Annotated in this window: 26 protein-coding genes; 13 read left to right on the top strand and 13 right to left on the bottom strand. The window is 41.3% G+C overall.

The genetic code is table 11. The features are described 5' to 3' along the window. The first annotated feature begins 13 nt into the window (after positions 1 to 13). From NQT65_RS18205 to NQT65_RS18195, 3 genes are all read left to right on the top strand, one after another. Positions 14 to 862, top strand: a complete 849-nt coding sequence (locus tag NQT65_RS18205; protein WP_256851716.1) for an MBL fold metallo-hydrolase — start codon at positions 14 to 16, stop codon at positions 860 to 862. 88 nt (positions 863 to 950) lie between these two features. After that, a complete protein-coding gene (locus tag NQT65_RS18200; RefSeq protein WP_256851715.1) occupies positions 951 to 2,483 on the top strand; it encodes a bifunctional GNAT family N-acetyltransferase/carbon-nitrogen hydrolase family protein in 1,533 nt (510 codons plus the stop codon). Then, positions 2,483 to 2,800, top strand: coding sequence for a DMT family transporter (locus NQT65_RS18195; protein WP_256851714.1), 318 nt, complete (start codon positions 2,483 to 2,485; stop codon positions 2,798 to 2,800). The genes NQT65_RS18200 and NQT65_RS18195 overlap by 1 nt, the downstream gene beginning before the upstream one ends. 81 nt (positions 2,801 to 2,881) lie before the next feature. Here the strand turns inward: NQT65_RS18195 and NQT65_RS18190 are convergent, their stop codons facing one another. Beyond that, the gene (locus NQT65_RS18190) at positions 2,882 to 3,760 is read right to left on the bottom strand and encodes an EamA family transporter (protein WP_256851713.1); all 879 of its coding nucleotides are present in this window, start codon (positions 3,758 to 3,760) and stop codon (positions 2,882 to 2,884) included. Between the two features lie 253 nt (positions 3,761 to 4,013). On the opposite strand from NQT65_RS18190, the gene NQT65_RS18185 reads away from it, so the two are divergent. Further along, the gene (locus NQT65_RS18185) at positions 4,014 to 4,397 is read left to right on the top strand and encodes an MAPEG family protein (RefSeq protein WP_256851712.1); all 384 of its coding nucleotides are present in this window, start codon (positions 4,014 to 4,016) and stop codon (positions 4,395 to 4,397) included. Between the two features lie 73 nt (positions 4,398 to 4,470). Here the strand turns inward: NQT65_RS18185 and NQT65_RS18180 are convergent, their stop codons facing one another. The 3 genes from NQT65_RS18180 to NQT65_RS18170 form a co-directional block, all read right to left on the bottom strand. Continuing rightward, on the bottom strand, positions 4,471 to 5,682 hold the full coding sequence (locus NQT65_RS18180) for a M56 family metallopeptidase (RefSeq protein WP_256851711.1): 1,212 nt from the start codon (positions 5,680 to 5,682) through the stop codon (positions 4,471 to 4,473). Between the two features lie 9 nt (positions 5,683 to 5,691). Then, positions 5,692 to 6,066, bottom strand: a complete 375-nt coding sequence (locus NQT65_RS18175; protein ID WP_004588989.1) for a BlaI/MecI/CopY family transcriptional regulator — start codon at positions 6,064 to 6,066, stop codon at positions 5,692 to 5,694. 99 nt (positions 6,067 to 6,165) lie between these two features. Further along, on the bottom strand, positions 6,166 to 6,858 hold the full coding sequence (locus tag NQT65_RS18170) for a pseudouridine synthase (protein ID WP_256851710.1): 693 nt from the start codon (positions 6,856 to 6,858) through the stop codon (positions 6,166 to 6,168). A 90-nt stretch (positions 6,859 to 6,948) separates the two neighbouring features. Here NQT65_RS18170 and NQT65_RS18165 point away from each other — a divergent pair, with 90 nt between their 5' ends. Both NQT65_RS18165 and NQT65_RS18160 read left to right on the top strand, forming a co-directional pair. Next, the gene (locus NQT65_RS18165; protein WP_004588987.1) at positions 6,949 to 7,254 is read left to right on the top strand and encodes a DUF6482 family protein; all 306 of its coding nucleotides are present in this window, start codon (positions 6,949 to 6,951) and stop codon (positions 7,252 to 7,254) included. A 41-nt stretch (positions 7,255 to 7,295) separates the two neighbouring features. Continuing rightward, entirely contained in the window at positions 7,296 to 7,703 is a 408-nt protein-coding gene (locus NQT65_RS18160; protein ID WP_256851709.1) for a GNAT family N-acetyltransferase, read from the top strand. A 15-nt stretch (positions 7,704 to 7,718) separates the two neighbouring features. Here the strand turns inward: NQT65_RS18160 and NQT65_RS18155 are convergent, their stop codons facing one another. The 9 genes from NQT65_RS18155 to lptM all read right to left on the bottom strand — a co-directional run bounded on the left by NQT65_RS18155 (position 7,719) and on the right by lptM (position 15,171). Next, complete coding sequence (locus NQT65_RS18155; protein ID WP_029773753.1) at positions 7,719 to 8,075, bottom strand: HopJ type III effector protein; 357 nt, start codon at positions 8,073 to 8,075, stop codon at positions 7,719 to 7,721. 37 nt (positions 8,076 to 8,112) lie between these two features. Continuing rightward, positions 8,113 to 9,414 (bottom strand): hypothetical protein, encoded by a 1,302-nt coding sequence (locus NQT65_RS18150; protein WP_126005463.1) that lies wholly within the window; start codon positions 9,412 to 9,414, stop codon positions 8,113 to 8,115. A 24-nt stretch (positions 9,415 to 9,438) separates the two neighbouring features. After that, positions 9,439 to 10,539, bottom strand: coding sequence for a retropepsin-like aspartic protease (locus tag NQT65_RS18145; RefSeq protein WP_256851708.1), 1,101 nt, complete (start codon positions 10,537 to 10,539; stop codon positions 9,439 to 9,441). 24 nt (positions 10,540 to 10,563) lie between these two features. After that, positions 10,564 to 11,271 (bottom strand): HAD-IA family hydrolase, encoded by a 708-nt coding sequence (locus NQT65_RS18140; RefSeq protein WP_004588983.1) that lies wholly within the window; start codon positions 11,269 to 11,271, stop codon positions 10,564 to 10,566. A gap of 10 nt (positions 11,272 to 11,281) precedes the next feature. Further along, positions 11,282 to 12,226: a tyrosine recombinase XerC gene (locus NQT65_RS18135; RefSeq protein WP_256851707.1), complete on the bottom strand. Its 945-nt coding sequence runs from the start codon at positions 12,224 to 12,226 to the stop codon at positions 11,282 to 11,284. Beyond that, positions 12,223 to 12,834, bottom strand: a complete 612-nt coding sequence (locus NQT65_RS18130) for a DUF484 family protein (RefSeq protein ID WP_024032071.1) — start codon at positions 12,832 to 12,834, stop codon at positions 12,223 to 12,225. The genes NQT65_RS18135 and NQT65_RS18130 overlap by 4 nt, the downstream gene beginning before the upstream one ends. Beyond that, positions 12,831 to 13,661, bottom strand: a complete 831-nt coding sequence (gene dapF, locus NQT65_RS18125) for a diaminopimelate epimerase (RefSeq protein WP_004588980.1) — start codon at positions 13,659 to 13,661, stop codon at positions 12,831 to 12,833. The genes NQT65_RS18130 and dapF overlap by 4 nt, the downstream gene beginning before the upstream one ends. A gap of 64 nt (positions 13,662 to 13,725) precedes the next feature. Beyond that, positions 13,726 to 14,979: a diaminopimelate decarboxylase gene (gene lysA / locus NQT65_RS18120; RefSeq protein WP_029773748.1), complete on the bottom strand. Its 1,254-nt coding sequence runs from the start codon at positions 14,977 to 14,979 to the stop codon at positions 13,726 to 13,728. Next, positions 14,980 to 15,171, bottom strand: coding sequence for an LPS translocon maturation chaperone LptM (lptM, locus tag NQT65_RS18115; RefSeq protein ID WP_004588978.1), 192 nt, complete (start codon positions 15,169 to 15,171; stop codon positions 14,980 to 14,982). Between the two features lie 148 nt (positions 15,172 to 15,319). Here lptM and cyaY point away from each other — a divergent pair, with 148 nt between their 5' ends. Genes cyaY through NQT65_RS18080 form a run of 7 tightly spaced genes read left to right on the top strand, consistent with a single transcriptional unit; the run spans position 15,320 to position 23,903 of the window. Then, entirely contained in the window at positions 15,320 to 15,643 is a 324-nt protein-coding gene (gene cyaY, locus NQT65_RS18110) for an iron donor protein CyaY (protein WP_004588977.1), read from the top strand. Next, positions 15,640 to 16,296 (top strand): alpha/beta hydrolase, encoded by a 657-nt coding sequence (locus NQT65_RS18105; RefSeq protein WP_004588976.1) that lies wholly within the window; start codon positions 15,640 to 15,642, stop codon positions 16,294 to 16,296. Before cyaY ends, NQT65_RS18105 begins: the two co-directional genes overlap by 4 nt. Positions 16,297 to 16,317: 21 nt before the next feature. Then, entirely contained in the window at positions 16,318 to 17,253 is a 936-nt protein-coding gene (locus NQT65_RS18100; protein ID WP_256851706.1) for a DUF2914 domain-containing protein, read from the top strand. Positions 17,254 to 17,288: 35 nt separating this feature from the next. Next, a complete protein-coding gene (gene hemC / locus NQT65_RS18095; RefSeq protein ID WP_029773745.1) occupies positions 17,289 to 18,227 on the top strand; it encodes a hydroxymethylbilane synthase in 939 nt (312 codons plus the stop codon). After that, positions 18,228 to 20,060, top strand: a complete 1,833-nt coding sequence (locus NQT65_RS18090; protein ID WP_256851705.1) for a uroporphyrinogen-III synthase — start codon at positions 18,228 to 18,230, stop codon at positions 20,058 to 20,060. Further along, positions 20,057 to 21,166, top strand: coding sequence for a heme biosynthesis HemY N-terminal domain-containing protein (locus NQT65_RS18085; protein ID WP_256851704.1), 1,110 nt, complete (start codon positions 20,057 to 20,059; stop codon positions 21,164 to 21,166). The genes NQT65_RS18090 and NQT65_RS18085 overlap by 4 nt, the downstream gene beginning before the upstream one ends. Before the next feature lie 46 nt (positions 21,167 to 21,212). Further along, positions 21,213 to 23,903: a CHASE domain-containing protein gene (locus tag NQT65_RS18080; protein WP_256851703.1), complete on the top strand. Its 2,691-nt coding sequence runs from the start codon at positions 21,213 to 21,215 to the stop codon at positions 23,901 to 23,903. Positions 23,904 to 23,905: the final 2 nt, after the last annotated feature.

The raw sequence follows: 23,905 nt of genomic DNA, 5'->3' as shown, positions 1-23,905 counted from the left end.
ACAGAGAACTAAAATGAAAAAAATACTACCCGCATTAATAACAGGCTTATTACTTAGCAGTGCAACACATGCTGATGAAAATCCGGTAACGGCAGAAAAACTAAGCGACAGTGTGTATGTACTGTTTGGCCAAGGCGGTAACATTGCCGCAAGTGTAGGGGAAGATGGCATTTACATTATTGATGACCAATTTGCTAAGCTTTCAGACGACATTAAAAAAACCATTAGCGATTTAAAACCCGGTAGTGCAGAGTTTGTAATTAATACGCATCATCATGGCGACCACACTGGCGGCAACGAAAACTTTGCCAAAGCCGGTGCGCATGTCATTGCGCACGATAACGTACATAAGCGATTAGAAGAAAAACACGGTGCAAACTCAGATTACCTGCCACGCATTAGCTTTGGCCACGATTTAAAACTGCATTTTAATAACGAACACGCCCATGTAGTGCACTACGCCCATGCACATACCGACGGTGATTCGGTGATATTTTTTAATAACGATAACATAGTGCACATGGGCGATATTTACTTTAACTTTGGCAGCTTGCCGTTTGTTGATGTAGATAGCGGCGGCAGTGTTGACGGAATACTAGAGGCCGTAAATGACGTTATTAAGCAAATAGATGAGCGCACCATAGTGATACCCGGGCATGGGCCGGTAAGTGACCGTTCAGGGCTGGAAACGTATGCTAAACTTGTTAAAAAAGCCAAAGATTTAATGCTAAAAGCAATGCAAAATAACGCAAGCTTAGAGGAGGTACTAAAAGCTGATCCATTGGCAGAGCTTGGCCTTGAATACGCAGGCTGGTTGCCAAAAGAGAAAGTGACTACACTTTTTTATCGCAGCTTAAAATAGTACGCGTAACGTAAAAAACATGATACAAAGCTGAGTGTACTTTAAGCTACATTCGGCTTTTATTTTATTATGCCCAAAGGAGTTGTGTATGTCGGCAGAAAAAACCCACCTAGAAATTTGTAATCTAACAAAAGAGCAGTATCCGCAAATTAAAACCTTAATGGATCAGGCTTATCCTGATTTAGGTGGCGCGTGGCCAAGCCATACTATTTTTAGATTGATAGATCAGTTTCCTGAAGGGCAAATAGGCATTGTAGATGATGGCGTGCTGGTGGGCTTAGCACTAAGCGTGCAAGTAGACTACGCGCGTTTTTCAAATCCGCATACGTACGAAGATATAGCTGATGGCCACGACCGTGTATTTAGTGACTCCGATGGTGATGCGCTATACGGTTTAGATGTGGCAATTAGCGAAACCCACCGAGGCATGCGCTTAGGGCGTAGATTATACGATGCTCGTAAAGAATTGTGCCGCCAATATAACTTACGCGCTATTTTAGCCGGTGGGCGTATTCCACGTTATTACAATCACAGCAGTGAAATGACGCCAATGGAATACATTGAAAAGGTTGACCAAAAAGAGCTTTACGACCCAATTTTAAGTTTTCAGCTTTCTAACGATTTTCAGGTAAAGCGGTTACTTAAAAAATACCTGCCAGAGGATCAAGAGTCAGTAGGTTACGCCACGTTACTTGAGTGGAATAACATAATGTACGAACCAACCGATACGGTACTCGAATCGACTAAATCGATTGTGCGGGTAGGCGCGGTGCAATGGCAAATGCGTTGTGTTGAGTCGGTTGAAGAGCTACTTAAACAAGTAGAATACTTCGTTGATACAGTATCTGATTATAAAAGTGACTTTATTTTATTCCCTGAGTTTTTTAATGCGCCACTAATGGGGCTTACTGAACAAAGTAATCAAACTGAGGCAATTCGCTATTTAGCAGAATATACAGAGACATTCCGTGATGCGATGTCGCGTATGGCGATAGAATATAACGCCAATATTATTACCGGTTCTATGCCACTTGCCGAAGACGATAAAATTTATAACGTAAGTTACTTATGCCACCGTAGCGGTAAAATAGACGAGCAGCGCAAAATACACATAACCCCGCATGAACAAAATGACTGGGTGATTCAAGGCGGTGACAAAATTGCCGTGTTTGATACCGATGCTGGGCGTGTAGGTATTCAAATTTGTTACGATGTAGAGTTCCCTGAGCTTTCGCGCATATTAGCAAAACAAGGGCTTGATATACTCTTTGTGCCGTTTTGGACCGACACTAAAAATAGTTATTTACGGGTACGTCACTGTGCACAAGCGCGCGCAATCGAAAACGAATGTTATGTGGTTATTGCAGGCTCAGTGGGTAACTTACCTGAAGTAGAAAGCTTAGACGTACAGTACTCGCAATCAGCTGTGCTAACGCCATCTGACTTTTCGTTCCCACACGATGCAACATTAAATGAAGCCACACCTAATACCGAAATGTTACTATTTAGCGACCTTGATATGGATAAACTAAAAATTCTTCATAGCGAAGGTACGGTGCGCAATTTAAAAGATCGCCGCGAAGATTTATACGACGTAATTTTGAAGAAGAGAGATGTTTAATGGCATGGGTTTATTTAATCATAGCAGGCCTACTTGAAATAGGCTGGCCAATTGGTTTAAAAATTTCACAACAACCCGACACTCGCTGGCAGGGGGTTGCAATGGCTGTTGCGTTTTTAGCAGCCAGTGGTTTTATGCTGTGGCTTGCACAAAAGCAAATATCAATGGGGACGTCCTACGCTGTATGGACCGGAATAGGTGCTGCGGGTACGTTTTTAGTGGGTATATTACTTTACGGTGATGCAGCCACGTTTGGCCGTATTGCTGGTGTACTCATGATTATTTGCGGTGTGATAACGCTAAAAATTAGCTCTTAAAAAGAGCGCTTAATACTCGCTTTAAACGTTATAAGCAGCCTATAGTAGCGCAGGTTTAAAAGCCTGCGTTTTTTTATGTTCTCAATTTGGCAGCATTACTAAAATAGCGGCAATGGCTATAAGTATTAAGCCCGCGGTATCTTGCTTTTTAAGTGGCTGTTTGAGCCAAAGTACAGCAATTAGCATGGTAAAAAATACCTCTACCTGACCAAGCGTTTTAACATATGCTACGTGCTGTAAACTCATTGCGCTAAACCAGCCAATAGAGCCTACACAACTAAAAATACTAATTGCTGTTGTAATGCCTTTATATTGCCAAAGTTTACTAAGAGTTTGTGGCTCTTTAAGTAATAAATAGCCAAGTAATATAAGTGTTTGTAGACTTATTACAAACAGTAAAACCCATGCAGCTGAGTGTGGAAACAATAACCCTGAATTTAAACTTGCTTCGCGTACCCACAGCGATGTAAGGGCAAAGCTGGTACCACAGGCAAGGCCAAGTAATGCAGTTTTAGCATCAAAGCGTTTTACGTTGGTTATACCGCTAAGTAAAAGCACCGCAATAGCGCCTAAAAATACCCCAAGCCAACCAAGCAGGCTAAGCGCAGAACCAAAAAACAACACCCCTAAAATAGCCGCGACTAACGCCTCACTTTTAGCAAGGCCTGCACCTATGGCGTAATTGTTCATTTTAAACAGCTTTACCATTAAACCCGTGGCGAGTATTTGCATAACGCTTGCGCCAATAATAAATCCCCAAAAGGCATTATTAAATGTAGGCATGGCGGTATCTTTATATTGATAAAGACCATACAAATACATTGCAGCAATGGGGCCCGCTAAAATAAAACGCGAAAGGGTAACCCCTGCCACACTTGCATGTGTACTTAATTTACTTTGTAGGGCATTTCGCCATGCTTGCATAAAGGCGGCTAAAAATGTGAAAAAGATCCAAGTCATGGTATTCGTCGATTAAAAATAAGGTCTTTACGTTAACAATCTTTAGTTATTAATGCGATGCATTAAGCGTGATGTTGAATATTCATCACCTGCGACATTATGCCGCACTGCTTTATAGGTAAACTTAGCTATAGTAAGTATGATGTTATTGTTTAGCCGCCCGCGTATGTTAAAAACGTTTGGGCGGCTTTTTTGTGTATGTGTGTTATATGTATTGGTTAAATAACTAGGTTTTAAAATAAGAGAATAAATTATGACAACATTAGTAGTATGCGCATTACTTGCTGTATTAATGCCTTATTTTGCAAAAATACCAGTGGCCATTGCTATGGCAAAGCTTGGCCAATACGATAATAAACACCCGCGTTCCCAACAAGCAAAATTAACGGGTTTTGGTGCGCGGGCGCTCGCTGCTCATCAAAATTGTTTTGAATCACTTGCAGTGTTTGCCGTTGCTATTGCGGTGGTATTGGGTACTAGCTCGGTAAACGCAGTAACCGAAACCTTGGCGGTTACTCATATAGTTTCGCGTACTTTGTATTGTATTTTTTATTGGTTGAACTTAGATATTATCCGTTCGCTTGTATGGTTTATTGGCTTAGGCACTGCCATTGCCATGATTGTAGTGAGTATTTAATTTTATTGTTAAAACCACAAAGCAAGCGGCCTAAAAGGGCGCTTGCTTTGTGCTCTTGCATTACTCATTAGCCTTAATGCGATACTTTAATTCGCTCTATTAAATCGGTATTAGCAACCTCGCTGTTTATAGCAAAATCGAGCTGTACAAGTACATCATTAAAGCCTGCCTCAGAGATTTTATACTCCCACTTTGCCAGCGCTTCTTTAGCTGATTTATCAAAAACGTCTGACGGCTTAGATTGAATGACACTAATGTTTTTTGTTCTGCCATTGGCGGCTATATCGTACTTTAATACAACCGAGCCGCTAATGCCTTGCTTAGCGGCTTGGGCTGGGTAGACAGGTTCAATGCGTATTGTTGGTGAAATATGATCCTCTTTCGTTATTTCAGTTTGGGGCTGTTTTGCAATGGCTAAACCGCTAAGCATGCTTGTTGCTATTAGCAGTAAGCCACCTTTGGCAAGGCGAGAGTGATTGCCACTGTGCTTTATATTGGTAAGTCGTTGTAACATGGTTTTTTTATCTCCGTAGTGTGAATAAGCCATTAGGCCTGCGGGCGTTGCTGCCGCGCAGTTAACTAAGGCTTTGCTGTATAAAATGTGTTGGTGTGTGGTTTTATTGGCAAGTACCTGCTGATCACAAGTTAGTTCCTGCAAGCGTCTAAAGCTTGCGTAAGCCATCCACGCGAGCGGGTTAAACCACATTAAAATAGTAGACAGTAACAGCAGGGCATTTATTAGGTTATCTTTGCGTTTTATGTGCACAGCCTCATGCTCTAAAATAAGTGCCAAAGTGGCTTTATCAAACTGGGTTTTGTAATTACTAGGCAGTATGAGCTTACTTTGCAAAATACCTACCACCATTGGCGATGCAATATGGTTACTGGTATAGGTTTTAATGTGTGAGGTTAGAGTGTGTTCGCTATTAATTAAATAATTGAGCTGCAGGTTTTTTATAAAGCGAATATGCACAACAAACGCTACGCTAAACAGCACTAGGCTAACCACTACATAAAGCACGGCCCAATTTAGGCCTAAGTTATTAATAAGGGGCTGGTTAGGCGTTATTAAATAATGGCTAATGGCGCTATTTTGCAGTGGCTTAATGTTACTTGGTAAGTTGGCAACCAGTAACGATACGGGGATTAGGCATACTAATTTATACACAAAGCCTGGGCCAAGCAGCCTTAAACTAAAACGCTCACATATAATAAACCCGCCAAGCATTATGCTGAGTAATAATTGCTGCTCTAGTAACCAGTTAAACAGGGTTTGAATATCCATAGCCACTCCTTACTTTTGGTTTTTTTCCCAGTCATCAATGACCTTTTTTAACTCGTTTATATCTTGTTGCGAAAGCTGCTCTGATTTAGCAAACCCGCTTACCAGCGGCGCTATACGGCCACTAAAAAAACGCTCAATAAAGTTTTTGCTTTCTTTTAATGTGTAGTCGGCGCGCTCCATACAAGGAGTATAAATATATTGACGGCCGTCTTTTTCAAAGGTCAGTGCGCCTTTTTTAACTAATCGACCCAGTAGGGTTTTAATAGTTTTTTCGTGCCATTGTTTGTCATCGCTTAAGCGCTCAATAATTTGGCTGGCGGTTGCTGGGTAATTAATCCAAAGCGCATCAAGCACGTCGAATTCTGCTTTTGATAACTCAATCATTTTATTGCCTACAAATGTAATCTTTAATTTAAGACTACACCTGTAATCTATTTTTGCAAGGTTATTTTTTAACTTTTTTGTGCGCTATTTAAACGAAGGTTAGATTTTTGAAATATCAGTTTTATTAATTTGTATGTAGTGGTTTTCAGGGAGGTTTAGTTTTGAAAGAGCAAGTTCGCTAAATTGCACTCTAAATAAATCAATTACTTTAAAGCCGCAGTAATGCGCCATTTTACGTATTTGTCTGTTAAGCCCTTGCTTTAAAATAATACTAAACTGGTTGTCAGCTATTTTTGTTACTTCACACGGTAAGGTTACTTGTTTATCGACGGGGATTCCTGCGGCCATTTTTTCGCAAAACGCGTTATTAATAGGTTTATCTACCGTGACTAAATAATGTTTCGGCTGGTGGAAGTCAGGGTGAATAAGTTGATTACAAAAATCTCCGTCGTTGGTCAAAATAAGTAAGCCCCGAGAGTCTTTATCTAATCGGCCAATGGGGTAAACCCGAGTGAGGGTAGGTAAATGGTGAATAAGGCTCGTAGGGTCATTTTCATTTAATTTGCAGTCAATACCTACAGGCTTATGGTACGCAAAATAAACCAAATCGGCAGCCCCTTTAACTGCTTGGTCATTAACTATTACGTCGTCTTGCTCATTAACGTGATCAATATGATTAGCAGGGCGATTATTTACCGTTACTCTCCCATCATCTATTAAGCGTGATGCTTGTTTTCGTGAGCACACACCAGCGTGAGCAATGTATTTAGCGAGTCGAATTTTATTGCTCATAAGCTTAAAAGGCAGTGATGTAATAATTTGATCGCGATTATAGCAAAGGTGCGTATCTATAAAGTTACTTTTTATTAAAAGGCGATTGTTATGGGTATGAAATTTTCTGAGTTAAAAAAGCACGAACCATTACAAAAAGTGGTCGCGCACTCCCTTGAAATGGCGCTCTATCAAGTGTCTGTCATTATAAATAACGTAGAGTATTACGTTACTGAAGAAAATGGCGAGTTTGTTAAAGCGCTCAGCCCGCTGCATATTCAAAAACGTTTTGAAAAAATAGCCTACGCCGAAATGGTACTGCGCCATACTAGCGCTTACGATGAAATGTGCGGCCAACCCGAAAAAACAAGCAGCAATTTGCTAGAAGTACCTTATGGAAAAAATAACCTTTTTTAATTAAGTTTGTTTGCTAGTATCTGCTTATTTAAGGGCGGTACATGTATCAATTAAAAGCAGATAATACCGATGCGTTAAACTCAGCGCTTCGCACTAAAATAGTTGAATTTAACGCACAGCACTTTGATGCGCAAAGAGTGCCATTAGGCTATAAACTTGTTGATGAGCAAGGTGAGCTTGTTGCAGGTATTAGTGGGTGTGTGTTTGGAAATTGGCTGATGATTAGTTGGCTTTGGTGTAGCGATGTAGCGCGAGCTCAAGGGCTTGCAGATAAGTTACTAACGGCACTTGAACAATCAGCTGCTGAACTAGGTGCAACGACCGCTCAGCTTGATACACTCGATTTTCAGGCCAAGCCTTTTTATGAAAAGCGCGGATACGTGGTTAAGTATCAGCTTAACAACTATCCGCGATCTGGTACGCGTTACTTTATGGAAAAAACGCTTTAATTTAGTAGCTTAGTGTTATTTCTCTTTTAGTGGCTCACCATCAAAGCTCAGGCCTAAAAATGGAGTCGCTTCTGGCGCTAACATAAACGTGCGAATGTTCATGTGATCATCGCCTTTAGGGTTTTGTAGTACGTCTTCGCGGTAAAACTTACCAAAACAATCCAATGTATTTTGCTTGCTTAAATCGTTTAATTTAGCAAACGCAAAAATTTTACACGAGCCATTGTTCTCGCTTGCAGAGCTAAGTAAGCCGTGGTTATTAAATCCACACGCGGTAAAATCGTAATTAGCTTCTATTACCGCCATGGTATCGCTAAATTGTATGCTTTTAGGGTTGTCTGCAAGTTGCTGCAAAAAATCGTTTAATAACATGTTTGTCCTTTTCTAACAGAAGATTCAAAGAGAAAAATTAATAGTCGTTGCTTGTAAGCTCTGCACTTAAAAGCTTTCCGTCATAAATATAAAAATAACCATCCCAGTGTTGAGAAGTAAATTCTGCTGAGTCAAAGAACTCGTCGTAATCGCCTAACTTAGCAAGGCTTGCAACAGGGTCGTTGTATTTTACGCCTGATAAGTTCCACTGTGTACTTTGGTTAATATAGCCAGCTAATGCAGCGAGCTTAATTTTAGCGGTTGAAAAGGGCTCCACAAGCTTTAATTTAGAAATGTAGCCGTTGCCTTCATATATAAACTCATAACAAGGAGTAATGATTATATTGTCATGATTTTCATTAACTACTTTAAGCGTTTTACTATTTTTGTGTTTTTTTAAGTATTCATCGGCCAATATTGTGCCGTTATAGCATTGAGTGTTGCTCTTTATATGTTCAACTAATTCACCGTGCGATATACCAACAACTCTTTGCTCTGACTTGTTAATGGATACTTTATAAGATGCGGTTTCCACTTCATCAAAACTGTTTTTTAATTTATTAATTGCTGGTTGGGTTAAATCTGTATCTAAGAAAATAGCCTGATCTGTACCGGTGCTTATTTGTAATTTTTCATTTGCCAAAGAAAGCTCATTATTTATCACCATAGGTAGTAGCGTTTCATGGAACTGATAACCTATAAATACATTGTTTTTAAAGTGAAAAGCATGATTTCTTCCATATACAAGTATTGCGTTATTGTTATCGCTTAGCGATAAACTAGCAAGTCCGAGAGACGCTAATACCTGCTCATAGCTACTGCCAAATTGGAGTCCAAAAAAGTTAGTGGGGGTGATGAGGGGGTTGTTAAATTGAGTAAACTTAGGGGAATTGTTTATGTCTAAAGTGACATCAATTGCATTCCCCTCAATGGTATTTGAGAGGCTGTGCTTGTGCATTCCAGAAATAAATAGCTCGCTAGTCATAGCGACTTGTTGATTGCAGTTTTTTGAGGGGGTGAGCTTAATAAGGTAGTGTAATTTTTTTTGGGCTCTGCTTATTGTAGGAGTTTCAGCAGCGTGGCTGCTATTTGTAGTAAAGCGTTCCTCTACATATAGTTGCTCATGCTGTTGATTGTACTGTTCGCTATACTTATTCAGCGCTTTTTGTCTAAGGTTTTGTCTTTTTCTTTGATGGTTATCTAAATCTCTCAGTGTAGCGCTAAGGCTTATTTCTATTTCGGGTGAAATAGCCTCACAACTTTTGTCTTTTACAAAATAATTTGTTGCCTGAGCAGTACATTGCCAAAAACAAAGTAGTGTAAATAGTAGAGTACGCATAAACTTCCTTTTATTATTTTTTGTTTATTTAGCACTCAACTCTAACTCATCTGTTTGTTGATTTATATTAAATTTAAATCTAGATAAAAAGTTCATTCCTAACAAACCTTGGCCGCGGGTGTTTTCAATACTGAGCACTTCAAAACCGTAAATAGTTTGCATCCCTACTTTAAACGACTCAATTTGGTAGCGTTTTACTCTAATTTGCCCATTCGCCGTGTTTACGGTTACATCGCCTAAATACAGTGGTCTGGGTGAAAGTTGGTTAAGCACGTCACTCGGAAGAGAAGTAATACTTGCGCCGGTATCTATCATTAGCTCTGTTTGAATTGAGCTATTTAGCTCGGTGCTAATTAAGTAATGTGCGCCGTAGGGGGTAAGCGCAATAAAGTCATCTTGCGATTGAGCTTTCTCTATCATTGCGTGTAAGGCAGTTACTTCGGCTTGTAGTGGGTGATTTGATGGCATGCGCTCAATAGTTGTTAAGGCGCTAATAAAGTCCTCTAGTTGATAATAAGCATGAGCGAGTGCGTATAAAAAATGGCTATTGTCGTTTTGATAGTCGAGCCAAATTTGAGTTTGTTCAATAATTGTTTGCCAATTTTGCTGCTCACTCAAACTATGCAGTTCGTTAGTCGTTAAATGCACAAGGCGCTTATCTACAGGGTCTTGTTGGTGCTTATTTAATAATGGGTAGAGCTCAAATAGCGCAATAATTGCGTTTTGCCGTTGCCCGCTTTTTACTAGGTAATCAACGTGTAAAGTGAGTAACTCGGTATTGTAAGGGTCTTTATTTAAAAGTGCATTTAACAATGACTGGCTAAGCGGTAGGTTTGTGTTTAGCCATTGCTTTAGTTGTGCTACCCACGAAGCGTATAAAGTATGTGCTTTTTTTGGAGCGCTTAGATTTAGTTGCTGATATGTATTTACAGCATCATCAAATTTGTGTTGTGTAAATTGCTGTTGAGCTTGGCTGAGCAGGTTACTTTTTGGCGCTTTGATGCTCTCGCCGCTGTGGATTTTTTGTGTGCCAACTACAGGCTTTTCTTGTGGCCACAATAAGTAAGCGTTTAGGCTAAGCGAGCCTATTAATAGCAAGGTAATTAGCTTGGTATAATGGCTCATTGCAACCTCTTCGTTCTATTTAGGCTATTTGATAAAGTGCGCTAAGGCATGAATATTCGCAATTTCAACATCGGCAAGGCCTTTGTAGTGATAAGCCGCGCCTTGGTCGTTTAACCAAACCGATTGGCAGCCTGCATTATTAGCGCCTTGTACGTCGGTATCTAGGCTATCGCCAATATGTAAAATTTCACTTTTAGCCACGTTTAAGTGCGCGGCGGCTTTATCAAACAGTGTACCGTGGGGTTTGGCTTTACCGTGCATACCAGCTTGCAATACTAGCGCAAATTTATCGCGTAAGTTAAAGCGCTCAATTTCAACATTGCCATTGGTTATTGCAACCAGCGTAAAGTGCTGGGCTAAGTTATCTAGCAGCTTTAGTACGTCGTCAGTTACCACTATTTTACTGCGCGCATCGGCAAAGGCGTTATAGGCAGCATCGGCATGATGCTCTACCTCTTGCTCATTTAAATCTAGCTTTGAAAGGGCTAAGCGTAGCGTATGTTGGCGCCATTTAGTTACATTATCAGCAAGCTCTGGTAACTGTAATACAGCCTCGTTGCGGCATTGTTGCCAGTATTTTGGGCCTTGTTGTAAGTAGCTGGGTAGCGCGTTTAAATAATCTTGCTGCGCTTTAACCGCGGCTTTTATTATAGGGTGGTTGTTATACAGGGTGTCGTCTAAATCAAAGCTCATAACTGAAAAAGGGCGAGGAGCACGATTAAATCGGATCATAATTACATTCCTAATCGGTTTGTTTTTTAGCGCGCGGATGAGTGTTGTCGTACACTTTTGCTAAATGCTGAAAATCTAAATGCGTATATACTTGCGTAGCCGATAAACTACTGTGCCCTAATAATTCTTGCACAGCGCGTAAATCGCCAGATGATTCTAAAATATGAGAGGCAAACGAGTGGCGAAGTTTATGGGGGTGCACTTGCGAGCTAATGCCTTGTTTTATTCCCCACTCTTGCATGCGTAAGCGAACTTGGCGAACCGAAATACGATTTTTTTTACTGCTTAAAAACACCGCCATTTCGTCAGACTTTGCAAATTGCCCCCGTATGTTGAGCCAATTTTTTAACGCTGTGAGCGCTTTACGACCTACGGGAATAAGGCGCTCTTTGTTACCTTTACCTTTGACTAATATTTCGCCGCTTGCGGCATTTATATCTCGTAAGTTGGTGCCAACTAACTCGCTAATGCGCAGCCCGGAGGAATACATAAGCTCCATCATAGCTTTGTCTCGTATGGCTAATGGGTCGTCGTCGTTAATCTCTAGTAGGCTTGCCATCTGATCTACATCGAGATTTTTAGGTAAAGGCTTAGAAAATTTAGGGCCTTTAATGCCTTGTGCCGGATTATGATAATGCGCGTGCTGAGCGATGTTTTTAGCTTTTAAAAATTTATACAAACTACGAATGCAGCTTAATTTTAAACTAATAGTGCGCCCACTTAATTGCTTTGAACGAAGCGCCATGCTGTAGCGGCGAATATGCTCGCCTTGTACGCCAAACCAGTCATCACATAATTTACTAAAATACAGGGCGGCAAAGTTTAGTTGACTAACATACTGATTTACAGTGTGCTCTGAGTACTGTCTTTCGTACTTTAAATAGTCACTAAATAAATGAATGGGTGTACGCCAATGCTCACTTAATTGCTCAGTGTTAGGCGTCTCGTCGCTCATGCCAATTCCAACAGCCTAAGTTGCAATGCATGAACAAAATCAAGCACGAATAGGTTATCTTGTGCGGGTTCAAAATGGTTTTCATCATGGCTGCCAAAGGCCAATATAGCGACGGGTTTTTCAGCGCAACCAATAAGATAAATAGCAGAAGACTGCGTGTTTTCGCAAAATAATAGCTCACGCTCTTGCTGATTAACGCGTCCTAGGTAGTGCCCAAATTGGCTAAGGCGGTGCTCAATAAGCCCATCTAAAGTGTTGTTGTATTTAACCAACCTACACTCGCTAATGTGTGGGCTGGTACAAATAATATTGCGCAAATTTGCGGCAAGCGTATTAAAGTCGTAGTTTGTCCACAGTTGGCGATGGCATTGGCTAAACAAGCGATACACTAGCTCATTTTGCGTAGCGTGTTCGCTCATACTGTGTATTTGATTTTTTAACTGAGTATTGTGCTCGCGCAATTGGCGCTGTTGTATATGCACAAGCGAGGTGGCGCCTTGCGTTTTGTGGTGTAACTCAAGTTGTGCAAGTAGCTCAGGCTGCTCTATTAAAAAATCAGGGTGGCGCGCCAAATACTCAGCGACTTGCTCTTTTGTTAGCTCGCTCATAAGGCAACTTGCCCATCAAATACATGCTCGGCTGGGCCAGTCATGCGGACAGGGTGACCTTCGCCGCTCCAACGTACTTGTAAAGTGCCGCCGGGTAAATCAACTTGTACCGTGGTGTTAAGTTTGCTTTGAATGTGGCCAATTACCATTGCTGCGCAGGCACCCGTGCCACACGCTAGGGTTTCACTAACGCCGCGCTCCCACACCCTAAGTTTAATATGATCTTGCGAGACCACCTGCATAAAGCCAATATTGGCACGATTTGGAAAACGTTCGTGGTTTTCAAGCAGCGGACCAAGCACCTCAACTTGGGCGGTAGCTATATCGTCAACTTCTAACACGCAATGCGGATTACCCATAGACACAGCGCCACTAAATACAGTGTGCTCTTGAGCTCTTATTATATAAGTAAGTTCTCGCTTGCTGGCTTTAAGCGGGATTTTAGCAGGCTCAAAATTAGGATGACCCATGTTTACCGTCACTTGGCCGTCTTTTTCTATGTATAGCGTGAGGTTGCCCGACTTAGTCGAGACACTAATTTTGTGCTTGTTAGTTAAGCCTTTCATGCGCACAAAGCGGGCAAAACAGCGTGCGCCATTTCCGCATTGCTCTACTTCATTGCCATCGGCATTAAATATACGGTAATGGAAGTCGAGATCAGGGGAGTAAGGGGCTTCAACCATAAGTAATTGGTCAAAGCCAATACCAAAGTGGCGATCAGCCAGTTTTTTGATTTGATCGCGAGACAAAAATACATTTTGTGTAATGTTATCAATTACAACAAAGTCGTTGCCTAAGCCGTGCATTTTGGAAAAATTAACTAACATAGCGCTCTAATTCGGGTTTGCTCTGCGCTAATCATGCCACAGAGCAGCGCCTTAACAAAAACGTTTATGGTAAAATTTTCTCACCTTGATAAAGGCTCTCGATGGTTTCGCGTTGGCGAATAAGGTGGTGTTGCTCACCATCTACCATTATTTCGGCCACGCGTGGGCGAGAGTTGTAGTTTGAACTCATTGTAAAACCATAGGCACCAGCACTTCGCTGCGCCAATAAGTCGCCTTGTTTAAGGGCTAGTTCGCGGTCTTTTCCTAAAAAGTCGCCGGTTTCGCACACTGGGCCCACAATATCAAAGTTATGTGTTGGGGTGTCGTCATCGCGCACCGATACAGGAATGATTTTTTGCCATGCCTGATAAAGCGAAGGGCGAAGCATGTCGTTCATACCCGCATCGACAATGGCAAAAAATTTATCCTGGTTTTGCTTAATAAATTCAACCTGCGTTACTAAAATTCCAGCATTAGCGGCTATAGCGCGCCCTGGCTCAAAAATAAGTTCAAGGTGTTTGTAATTGGCTAAGCGCTCGGTAACCTGCGCAGCGTATTCACTTGGGTGAGGTGGCTGTTCATCATTGTATGGAACGCCTAATCCGCCGCCAATATCTAAATGAGTAAGCTCAATACCATTTGCTTTAAGCTCATCTATTAATGCCATTAGCTTATCAAGCGCTTCTAAAAAAGGTTTAACCTCAGTTAATTGCGAGCCTATGTGGCAATCTACGCCTGTTACTTTTAGACCTGGTAAAGATGCCGCATGCTGATAAACGCTCACAGCCGTTTGAATATCGATACCAAACTTGTTTTCTTTTAAACCGGTAGAAATATACGGGTGTGTTTTAGCATCTATATCAGGGTTTACACGAATAGAAATAGGGGCTTCTAAATTTAACTCGCACGCTACCTCAGAAATACGCTCAAGCTCTGAGGCCGACTCAACGTTAAAGCATTTAATGCCTAACTTTAGTGCATAAGCAATTTCGTCGGCGGTTTTAGCCACACCTGAAAACACCACTTTACTGGCATCACCGCCGGCTTTTATTACACGCGCCAGCTCACCTTTAGACACTATGTCAAACCCTGAGCCTAAACGCGCTAATATATTTAATACTGCAATATTAGAATTAGCTTTAACTGCGTAGCACACCAAGCTTTTATGATTTTTAGTGGCATTTGCAAAGGCTAAATAATGGCGCTCAAAAGTAGCACGCGAGTACACATAACACGGCGTACCATAGTGCTGAGCAATTGTGGCAATGCTGACATCTTCGGCAAATAATTGATTGTTTTGATAGTTAAAATAATCCATTTATTGCTCCTGCACTTGCTCGGTGTTGGTTTTTTTTACGGGCGTTGGCTGTGCCGTATTAGGGGGTGTGTTTTGCTCAGCCTGTTGCTCTGGTAAATACAAAGGCCCGCTTTGGCCGCAGCCAGCTAATGCACTTAGCAGTAAAGTACTTATATATAGTCGTTTTAATTGTAAGGTATGTGTCGCTTTCATTAGATTAATACGGTTGCTGGCTTTATAATCGCAGAGTAACAGAATATCTAAAAAATGCAGCTATTCGCGGATGATTTTATTCCTGTTACACTAGCTGTATATAAACCGTACCCAATATTAGGCAGCTCGCCTGCAAAGGAAAATTACAATGACTGAACACGAATATCACCAATTAGCCGAAGCTCTTATGTTCACAATTGAAGAGCAAGTTGATGATTGCGAAGCAGATTTAGACTACGAATCGGCAGAGGGTATTTTAGAAATAATTTTCCCTGATAAAAGTAAAATTGTAATTAACAAACAAGCGCCTTTGCATCAAGTGTGGGTTGCGACTAAATTTAATGGCCACCATTTTGAAATGCGTGACGGCCAGTGGATTGATAACCGCTCGGGCGCAGAGTTTTGGGAGTTTATGAACCAAGCGTCTACTCGCCAAGCTGGCCAAGAAATTAAGTGGCAATCAAGCTTATGAGTTTAGAGTTTGCACAATACCCAGCGCAAGGTGAGCACAAAGCCACTGTTATTTGGTTACATGGTTTAGGCGACTCTGGCGATGGCTTTGCTCCGGTTGCTCCGCAACTTAACTTACCTAGCGAGCTTGGTATACGATTTATTTTTCCGCATGCGCCTATTCAACCGGTCACCATAAATGGTGGCATGGAAATGCGCTCGTGGTACGACATTAAATCTATAGAATTAGATAAACGTGCCGATGAACAAGGCGTGAGAGATTCAGCCGAAAAAGTGCAAGCCCTGATCAATCAAGAAATTGAAAATGGTATACCTGCCAATAAAATTATTTTGGCGGGCTTTTCGCAAGGGGGCGTGGTGTCTTTACATTTAGCGCCGCGATTTGAGCACAAACTTGCAGGTGTTATGGCGCTGTCTACTTATATGTGCGTGCCTGAAAAGCTAGCGCAAGAAGCAAAGCATACTGATTTAAATGTATTTATGGCTCATGGTAGCCAAGATAATGTAGTGCCGCATAGCGCGGGTAGAAGTGCGTTTGAAGTATTAACAGCACATAACATGGATGTAAGCTGGCAAGAATACCCTATGGCTCATCAGGTTTGCGCAGAAGAACTGCAAGCTATTCGCCAATGGTTAATTGCCCGTTTAAGCTAATTTGGAGCCGCTGAGGTCAATATGAGTCAAAAAATAGTTATTAAAGCAAATGTAAAACGCGAACCACAAAATAGTATACCTAATGTAAGCTACGAGTGGCATTGGCGTCGTATTGCGAGTGTTTCTATGTTGGTAGCAATGACCTCGGCAGCGGTTGTGTATGGCTTAACTAGCTCGGTAAATGCCGAGCAGGGCGAGCAACCTAATGAGCAATCGCCGTATTCACCTTTAAGCGACAACACAGCAGATAATGTTGAGCCCACGGTCAGTGTAAATGACGAGCAAGCGCGCCCAAATGAGCTTACAAATGATATAGCAGATGTTGCGCCAGCGGTGCTTGAAGATGAAAGCGTTAATAATACTCCGTTAGCGCAAAGCAATAATGAGCAAACGGATATAGAGCCTATTGCTAACGTTCAAAGCAATCAAGTTTCTGTTATTAAGCAATCAGATACTGAACTCGCTGAGCCTATCGCTAATCAGCCGCTTACAAGCACGCAGTTAAGCGCATCACCCAATGGACAGCTCCCAGATATTGAAAACGACGACGGTTCGCTAACTAGCAGTGAAGGCTTTTCATCTAATGCGAACATTGCCAGTGTTGCGTTAGGCGCACAAATTGATACTGGTAAAATTAGCCGTGCAGTGCTTACTCGCAAAGTAAGTAAGCGCGAGCCCACGAATGTATTTGCTGCAGATATCCGCTTAAATCAGTTTGAAGAGGCACTTTCGTTTTTTAGTGAGCTTAAAAACCTACAAGGCCAACAAGTAAAGCATGTATGGTCTTATGAGGGTGAAACCATGGCTGAGATTTCACTTAATGTTACCTCGCCGCGCTACAGAACGTACTCAACCAAAAATATTATGAATACACAAACAGGCCACTGGCGTGTAGATGTTGTTGATGAGCAAGGTAATTTAATTGCTCAAAAAGAATTTAGAATTTTAGCTAATTAAGCTTGGCTATTAGCTGTAACTATTTGGATACCCCTATGACAGAAAAAACAAAGTTAGTACGCATTGCGACCCGTAAAAGTGCTTTAGCGCTTTGGCAGGCTGAATTTGTAAAAGCACAGCTTGAGCATTTTCATGCTGATGTACGCGTAGAATTAGTCCCTATGTCTACTCAAGGGGATATTATTTTAGATACACCGCTTGCTAAAATTGGTGGTAAAGGCTTGTTTGTTAAAGAGCTTGAGCAAGCAATGTTAGATGGCCGCGCGGATATAGCAGTACATTCAATGAAAGATGTACCCGTAGAATTTCCAGAAGGCTTAGCACTGCACACAATCTGTGAGCGTGAAGACCCGCGCGACGCGTTTGTATCAAATAACTTTGCCAATTTAAGCGAATTACCACAAGGCGCTGTAGTTGGTACTTCTAGCCTTCGCCGTCAGTGCCAAATTAGAGCTTTGCGCCCTGATTTAGTCATTAAAGACTTACGTGGTAATGTTAATACTCGTTTAGCTAAGCTAGATGATGGCCAGTACGATGCGATTATTTTAGCTGCAGCCGGATTGCTACGTTTAAAAATGGACGAGCGTATTGCTGATTATATTGAGCCTGAGGTATCTCTACCTGCTAACGGACAAGGTGCTGTCGGTATTGAATGTCGTATTGACGATGAAGTAACAAAAGCCTTACTGGCCCCGCTTGAGCATACCCAAACACGTATTCGTGTAAATGCAGAGCGTGCTATGAATCGCCATTTAGAAGGTGGCTGCCAAGTACCAATTGGTGCCTACGCATTAGTTGATGGCGAGCAAGTGCATTTACGTGGCCTCGTGGGCGCAGTAGATGGTAGTGAAATTTTACATGACGAAGTAACCGGTCATATAAATGATGCAGAAGCTATCGGTGTGCAGCTAGCTAAAAAGTTATTAGCGCAAGGCGCCGACAAAATATTAGCAGAAGTATATAGAGACGCATAAATGACACATATCCTGATAACTCGGCCCGAAGGAAAAGGCGCAGCCCTTGCTCAGCAACTTGAGCAAGCGGGTTATCAGGCGTCATTATTTCCTGTTTTAAAAATATCCTACCTTACGCCTTCTACTACCGAGCTAAGCCCGTTAATTAATGCCGATAAAATTATTTTTATCTCTCAAGATGCCGTTACTGCCCTTGCGCAATTAAAGCCAACAATAAATACCAAAGCACAATTTTACGCAGTAGGGCAGCAAACTGCAGATACTATTTACGCGTTATTTGGCGTGCGCGCAGCAGTGCCTAAACTACATGATTCTGAAGGGTTATTGGCGCTAAACTCGTTAGCTGAGGTTGATGGCAGTAATATTGTATTAGTAAAAGGCCAAGCGGGGCGCCCTGATATTGCCAAAACCTTAAAGGCGCGTGGGGCATTTTTAAATAACTGTGTGGTATACAAGCGCGAGCCAATAAGCGCTGAAAAAACCAACTGGACAGACCACTGGCAAAGCCTGAAAGTACAAGGTATAGTCATAACCAGTAATGCAGCAGTTGATGCAATATTTAATAACCTGACTGAACAACAGTTACAGTGGTTACAACAGTGCCGATTTTATGTTGCTAGCGAGCGTATAGCCGCTTATTTACAACAGCAACAGGTAAGCTCGGCTAATATACACATTGCCGCAGGGGCAAGCGATACCGCTATGTTTTCCTGCATAAAACAGCAAGGTAGCAAAATGAGCGAACAGTCAAAGCCAGTAACGGCAGATAACACACCAACCACTAAGGCAGCGGCCTCTGCACAAAAAAAAGAGGCAGCTAAAGCACACAGTAAACCACATAACGATAAGCAAAAAATAAGTAAATTAGCGGTATTAGCGTTGATCATTTCGCTTATTGTTGCCTGTGGTGTGGGGTATGAGTTTTACCAAAAACTCAATGCAGGTAAAGCCCAAAATGTAGCTGTTAATGAACTAAAAGAAGAAAACGCGTTATTGTCACAAGAGTTACAGGCGCTCAAATCGGCGCAATCTAATCTTCAGCAAGCATTGTTCAATAGTGAACAAAAAGTGGCTGCTGCGCTTAATGAAAGTGCAGAGAGTAACCAGCAACAATTAAAAGCAGCATTGCAACAAGCTCAACAGCAAGGCGCTTCACTAAACCCGCAAGAAGTAACAAGCTTACAACGTATGGCTGAGTTTAAACTGTGGGCTGAAAAAGATTACCAAGGTGCCAGCGCTGTACTTAAACGTCTAGATGCCTTATTGAGTGAACACCCAGGTACTGTTGCAGTTCGCCAAGCAATAACACAAGACATTCAAACACTAGATAGCTTAAAACCTATCCCAACAGAAGCCATTTACTTAAAACTTAATAGTGTGTTATCAAACATAGATAACCTTGCATTTAATGCCGTTAACATACCGCAAGAAACAGCAGAAATTGAAAAAAATGCCTTGAGTGAAGATGTAAGCGATTGGCAGCAAAACCTAAGTAATAGCTGGAACAAGCTAGTTGATAGCTTTATTACTATTCGTCAGCACGAAGGGGTTGCTATAGAGCCACTGCTAACCGATCAGGAGCGCCACTTAATTAATCAACGTATTAAATTAAATGTGACGCAAGCTCAAGATGCATTAATGAGCAAACAAGCGAGCATTTATTTTAGTGCCATAAGTGAGGCAAAGCGTCTTGTTAATGAGTACTTTAAACAAGATGACGAGGCGACAAAAGTGGTTATAAACGCACTAACTAGCCTAGAAAAAGAGCCATTAAACTTTAACCCTGAAGTAAACCTACAAAGTACGCAGCAGGTTAAGGAGTGGGCGCAATGATAGGGCTTATAGTATTAATTGTTGCGATTGTTTTAGTTTTAGCAGTTACGCCATTTGTACTGGATGAAAAAGGCTATGTGCTGATCTCGTTTAACAACACCACGATTGAAGGCACGATTGTATCGTTTTGTATTATGGCGGTAATTAGTGCAACTATTTTGTTTTTAACTTACAAATTAGTGCGCTATTTAGTGTCGATTTATCATAATACTAAACATGGTTTTTTTGCGCGTAGCGAAGAGCGAAAGCAAGCAGCTATAGAGCAAGCCTTATGGAGTGCAATAAACGATGATTACGAGCTTGTTGAGCAAACGTTATCAGGTAATAGTGTACCCAGTAAGTTTGAAGATATACGCTTAGCGTTATTAGCAAAAGCAGCGCTTGCTAATAACCAAACTGACAAAGCACTAGAGCGTTTATTTGAAATTAGCCCAGAGCAGCAACTTAACGTTGCTAAACTTTGGATAGCCAGTGGCGATAGCAGCGCAATAGAATCACAAATGCGTGCTAACAGCGATTCAAAAAAAGCGACACCACTTGAGCTTAAGCTATACGCCGAAATACTTGTACAGCAACAGCACTTTAGTGCGCTTGAAGACTTTTTACCGCGTTTACTTCGTAAAAAAGTCCTCAACGATGCGCAGTGGACACAACTGTTTAATGCCTATTTTAATGCACAAGCTAGCGATAAAATCACTGAAAAATATAAACAATTTCCTAAAAAGCTACAAGCTCATGCTAATACAGCTTATTTAATGCAAATGGCTAAAGTGGGTCAGTTAAGTGCGATTGAAAGTGACTTAATTAAAATGGTGAAGCACGATGAGCAACATGCTCAGCTGGCTAATATATTAAGTAACGCCACCTCGGCAGAGGCTGTAAAGCTTCAAAGTAGTATTCAAGAGCGCCTGAAAAAAGATGATGCAAACAACGCATTATTACTCTCGCTTGCGTGTTTAGCTAATGCTCAAGGCGATTATGAGTTAGCCGCAAAGGTTTTTGATAAAGCCTTGAATATCGAAAACAAAAAGCAATTTGCTCAGCAAGCAGCGCTTAGCTATAAAAATACCGCACAAGCCGATAAAGCACTCGTTTTGTATCAATAAAGGCTACACTTATACTTTTGCAGCTTTGATATTCGGGAGCATTGGGTTGAAACACTTTTTCATTGTCACTGTAAGTTTAGCGTGCGCTTACTTTTTTACCGGATATTTTAGTAATTTACTATTAGCGATAGATGGCTACGCAGTGGCTGTGTGGCCGCCTTCGGGAATTGCGCTTGCTGGCTTTTTAATTTGGGGCAGAAAGAGCTTACTAGGTATTGTTTTAGGGGCTTTTTTTACTAACCTTATTCATTTAGAAAGCGCCTCAGCGATATTTCAATTAAGTGTGTTTATGCATGCTGCGGCTGTTACCTTTGCTGCTACTTTACAAGCATGGGTAGGTAGCCAATTGGTCACTAAAGTGATTAAAGCACCACTCGACTTATCTTCTTTAAAGCACTGTATTCAAAGCCTCGTTGTTGCCGGCCCATTGTGCTGTGTTATAGCTGCAGGTGTAGGCACCAGCTTATTAATTTTTAATGGCGTTATTGTGTCTCAAGCCGGTTGGGATACGTTTATAGCGTGGTGGATAGGCGACAGTATTGGAGTGCTTGTTTTTACTCCGCTTATGCTAGCGGCATTTAACTATTCACAGGTAAATTATCGCCTACAAGTTATACTGCCCTCACTGTTAATTTATATGGTTATAAGTATTAGCTTTTATGGCGCGGCCAGTGTAAAAAAAGAAAAAAACATTCAAAAAGAAGAGCTGAAAATATTAGCCACTCAAGATGCTATCAACAATAAAATTAACGAAATAACAGCACACCTCGCCTTACTGGCGACCTTTTTTTCTAGTAGTGACGATGTGAGCTTTACTGAATTTAAGCAGTTTACTTCTAAGCAGCTTAGTTACAGCGAAGAAATTTTAGCATTTGAGTGGGTGCCCTACTTACCAAGTGAAAACCTAGCTCAGTATATAGAGGCTAATAACAACACCGAGCTGGCTAAATATAGCTTAAAAGAAAGAGCAAAAGATGGCAGTTGGCAGGCCATACCCCCACGAGGTTTTTACTACCCTGTACAATACGCACATCCTTTGTCGGGAAATGAAGACGTAATTGGCTTTGATCTTGCCTCAAATGAGGTAAGGCGATCTGCATTAATAAAAGCAAAAGTGTTAAATGAGTTGGTGATCAGTGAGCCAATAAATTTAGTACAAAACGAAGCTGAGCGCGGCGTGTTGTTTTTTCATCCGGTGTTTGGCAACAATATTACCGAAGACGATTTTAAAGGTTTTGTGGTAGCCGTTGTAAGTTTAGAAAGACTATCAAACGCGGTGTTATTTGATCAAAACAACGGCGTAGCAGTGAGCTTTACAGACACCACAACAGAGAATAATGCACAACCTATTTTTATTGCCGATCACCAACAACTATTGCCGTTAAAAGACTATAAGTTATTGGTAGGTAAGCGGGTGTGGCAGGTGGAGCTGCATCAGCCAATGCAACGAGAGTCATGGTTAGTTTACTGGCTTGCACAAATAGCCGGCATGTTATTTGTTTGGCTGCTTATTACCTTTTTAATATCGGTAACGGGTACCAATATTCGTATACGTGAGCAGGTAGCAAAACAAACAAAAATTTTACGCTTAGAAAAGCAAAAGGCCGATGAAGCCAATGAAATAAAAAGCCAGTTTTTAGCAAATATGAGCCACGAAGTTCGCACGCCTATTAATGGTATTAAAGGGCTGCATTATTTAGCCCTACAGCAAAACGATTGGCAGCAAGCTCGCAGCTATATTGAACAAGCAGATGGGGCACTGGGCGTATTGCTAAGAGTATTAAATGATGTGCTCGATTTTTCTAAAATGGAAGCAGGCAAACTTGATTTAATTCAAGAGCCAATTGATGTAGGCACACTCAGTGAAGAAGTGGCTAATTTACTGCAGTTTGATATAGAAGCAAAGTCGCTAGAATTTATGCTTGATTACGATAAATCAAGTAACTTGGTTATTAACACCGACCCAATACGCTTAAAACAAGTTTTGCTAAACCTAATCAATAATGCCATTAAGTTTACAGCCAAAGGCAGCATCACACTTAAAGTGTGGCAATCTAAAAAAATGACTTACTTTAGCGTTAACGATACCGGTATTGGTATTAGTAAAGAGGCGCAAAAACAGCTCTTTAAACCGTTTGCACAAGCAGATAGCTCTACCTCGCGTCAATATGGCGGCACGGGCTTAGGTTTAAGTATATGCAAAAAGCTTGTAGAGTTGATGGGTGGAGAAATTGATTTAATAAGCCACGAAGGGCACGGTTCTACGTTTACTTTTAGCCTGCCAATTTATTCGCCGCTACCAAAGGCTGAGCAAATAAAGCAACAATATGATGAGATAGATGTTAGTACGCTTTCTTTTGCAGATTATAAATTATTGCTTGTTGAAGATAACCCATTAAATCAGCACGTCGCGAGCGCTATTTTAAAAACCAAAGGGTGCGTTGCTGATATTGCTAATGATGGTTTTGAGGCGATTGAAAAGCTGACAGAGCATACCTACGACATTGTGCTTATGGATATACAAATGCCAAAAATGGATGGCCTTGAAGCCACGCGAGTTATTCGTAATGAACTTGGTTTGTTTGACCTACCTATTATTGGCTTATCTGCTAATGCCCACGATGACGATGTTAAAAAAGCAGTTGCCAGCGGTATGGATAATTATATTACTAAACCCATTGAAGCAAATACCTTATTTAAAACACTCTGGCATCACTTAGCTCATCAAAATAAGTGAAC

It is taken from the genome of Pseudoalteromonas agarivorans, assembly GCF_024518735.1.
In the GTDB taxonomy this organism is placed as follows: Bacteria; Pseudomonadota; Gammaproteobacteria; order Enterobacterales; family Alteromonadaceae; genus Pseudoalteromonas; species Pseudoalteromonas atlantica.
The sequence above is the reverse complement of the archived record's forward strand: the minus strand, read 5'-3'. Positions and strand labels throughout refer to the sequence as shown.

Bases quoted from the DNA above. Each gene is read 5' to 3' on its own strand.
- NQT65_RS18205 (WP_256851716.1), top strand. From the start codon at position 14: ATGAAAAAAATACTACCCGCATTAATAACAGGCTTATTACTTAGCAGT.
- NQT65_RS18200 (WP_256851715.1), top strand. From the start codon at position 951: ATGTCGGCAGAAAAAACCCACCTAGAAATTTGTAATCTAACAAAAGAG.
- NQT65_RS18195 (WP_256851714.1), top strand. From the start codon at position 2,483: ATGGCATGGGTTTATTTAATCATAGCAGGCCTACTTGAAATAGGCTGG.
- NQT65_RS18190 (WP_256851713.1), bottom strand. From the start codon at position 3,760: ATGACTTGGATCTTTTTCACATTTTTAGCCGCCTTTATGCAAGCATGG.
- NQT65_RS18185 (WP_256851712.1), top strand. From the start codon at position 4,014: ATGACAACATTAGTAGTATGCGCATTACTTGCTGTATTAATGCCTTAT.
- NQT65_RS18180 (WP_256851711.1), bottom strand. From the start codon at position 5,682: ATGGATATTCAAACCCTGTTTAACTGGTTACTAGAGCAGCAATTATTA.
- NQT65_RS18175 (WP_004588989.1), bottom strand. From the start codon at position 6,066: ATGATTGAGTTATCAAAAGCAGAATTCGACGTGCTTGATGCGCTTTGG.
- NQT65_RS18170 (WP_256851710.1), bottom strand. From the start codon at position 6,858: ATGAGCAATAAAATTCGACTCGCTAAATACATTGCTCACGCTGGTGTG.
- NQT65_RS18165 (WP_004588987.1), top strand. From the start codon at position 6,949: ATGGGTATGAAATTTTCTGAGTTAAAAAAGCACGAACCATTACAAAAA.
- NQT65_RS18160 (WP_256851709.1), top strand. From the start codon at position 7,296: ATGTATCAATTAAAAGCAGATAATACCGATGCGTTAAACTCAGCGCTT.
- NQT65_RS18155 (WP_029773753.1), bottom strand. From the start codon at position 8,075: ATGTTATTAAACGATTTTTTGCAGCAACTTGCAGACAACCCTAAAAGC.
- NQT65_RS18150 (WP_126005463.1), bottom strand. From the start codon at position 9,414: ATGCGTACTCTACTATTTACACTACTTTGTTTTTGGCAATGTACTGCT.
- NQT65_RS18145 (WP_256851708.1), bottom strand. From the start codon at position 10,539: ATGAGCCATTATACCAAGCTAATTACCTTGCTATTAATAGGCTCGCTT.
- NQT65_RS18140 (WP_004588983.1), bottom strand. From the start codon at position 11,271: ATGATCCGATTTAATCGTGCTCCTCGCCCTTTTTCAGTTATGAGCTTT.
- NQT65_RS18135 (WP_256851707.1), bottom strand. From the start codon at position 12,226: ATGAGCGACGAGACGCCTAACACTGAGCAATTAAGTGAGCATTGGCGT.
- NQT65_RS18130 (WP_024032071.1), bottom strand. From the start codon at position 12,834: ATGAGCGAGCTAACAAAAGAGCAAGTCGCTGAGTATTTGGCGCGCCAC.
- dapF (WP_004588980.1), bottom strand. From the start codon at position 13,661: ATGTTAGTTAATTTTTCCAAAATGCACGGCTTAGGCAACGACTTTGTT.
- lysA (WP_029773748.1), bottom strand. From the start codon at position 14,979: ATGGATTATTTTAACTATCAAAACAATCAATTATTTGCCGAAGATGTC.
- lptM (WP_004588978.1), bottom strand. From the start codon at position 15,171: ATGAAAGCGACACATACCTTACAATTAAAACGACTATATATAAGTACT.
- cyaY (WP_004588977.1), top strand. From the start codon at position 15,320: ATGACTGAACACGAATATCACCAATTAGCCGAAGCTCTTATGTTCACA.
- NQT65_RS18105 (WP_004588976.1), top strand. From the start codon at position 15,640: ATGAGTTTAGAGTTTGCACAATACCCAGCGCAAGGTGAGCACAAAGCC.
- NQT65_RS18100 (WP_256851706.1), top strand. From the start codon at position 16,318: ATGAGTCAAAAAATAGTTATTAAAGCAAATGTAAAACGCGAACCACAA.
- hemC (WP_029773745.1), top strand. From the start codon at position 17,289: ATGACAGAAAAAACAAAGTTAGTACGCATTGCGACCCGTAAAAGTGCT.
- NQT65_RS18090 (WP_256851705.1), top strand. From the start codon at position 18,228: ATGACACATATCCTGATAACTCGGCCCGAAGGAAAAGGCGCAGCCCTT.
- NQT65_RS18085 (WP_256851704.1), top strand. From the start codon at position 20,057: ATGATAGGGCTTATAGTATTAATTGTTGCGATTGTTTTAGTTTTAGCA.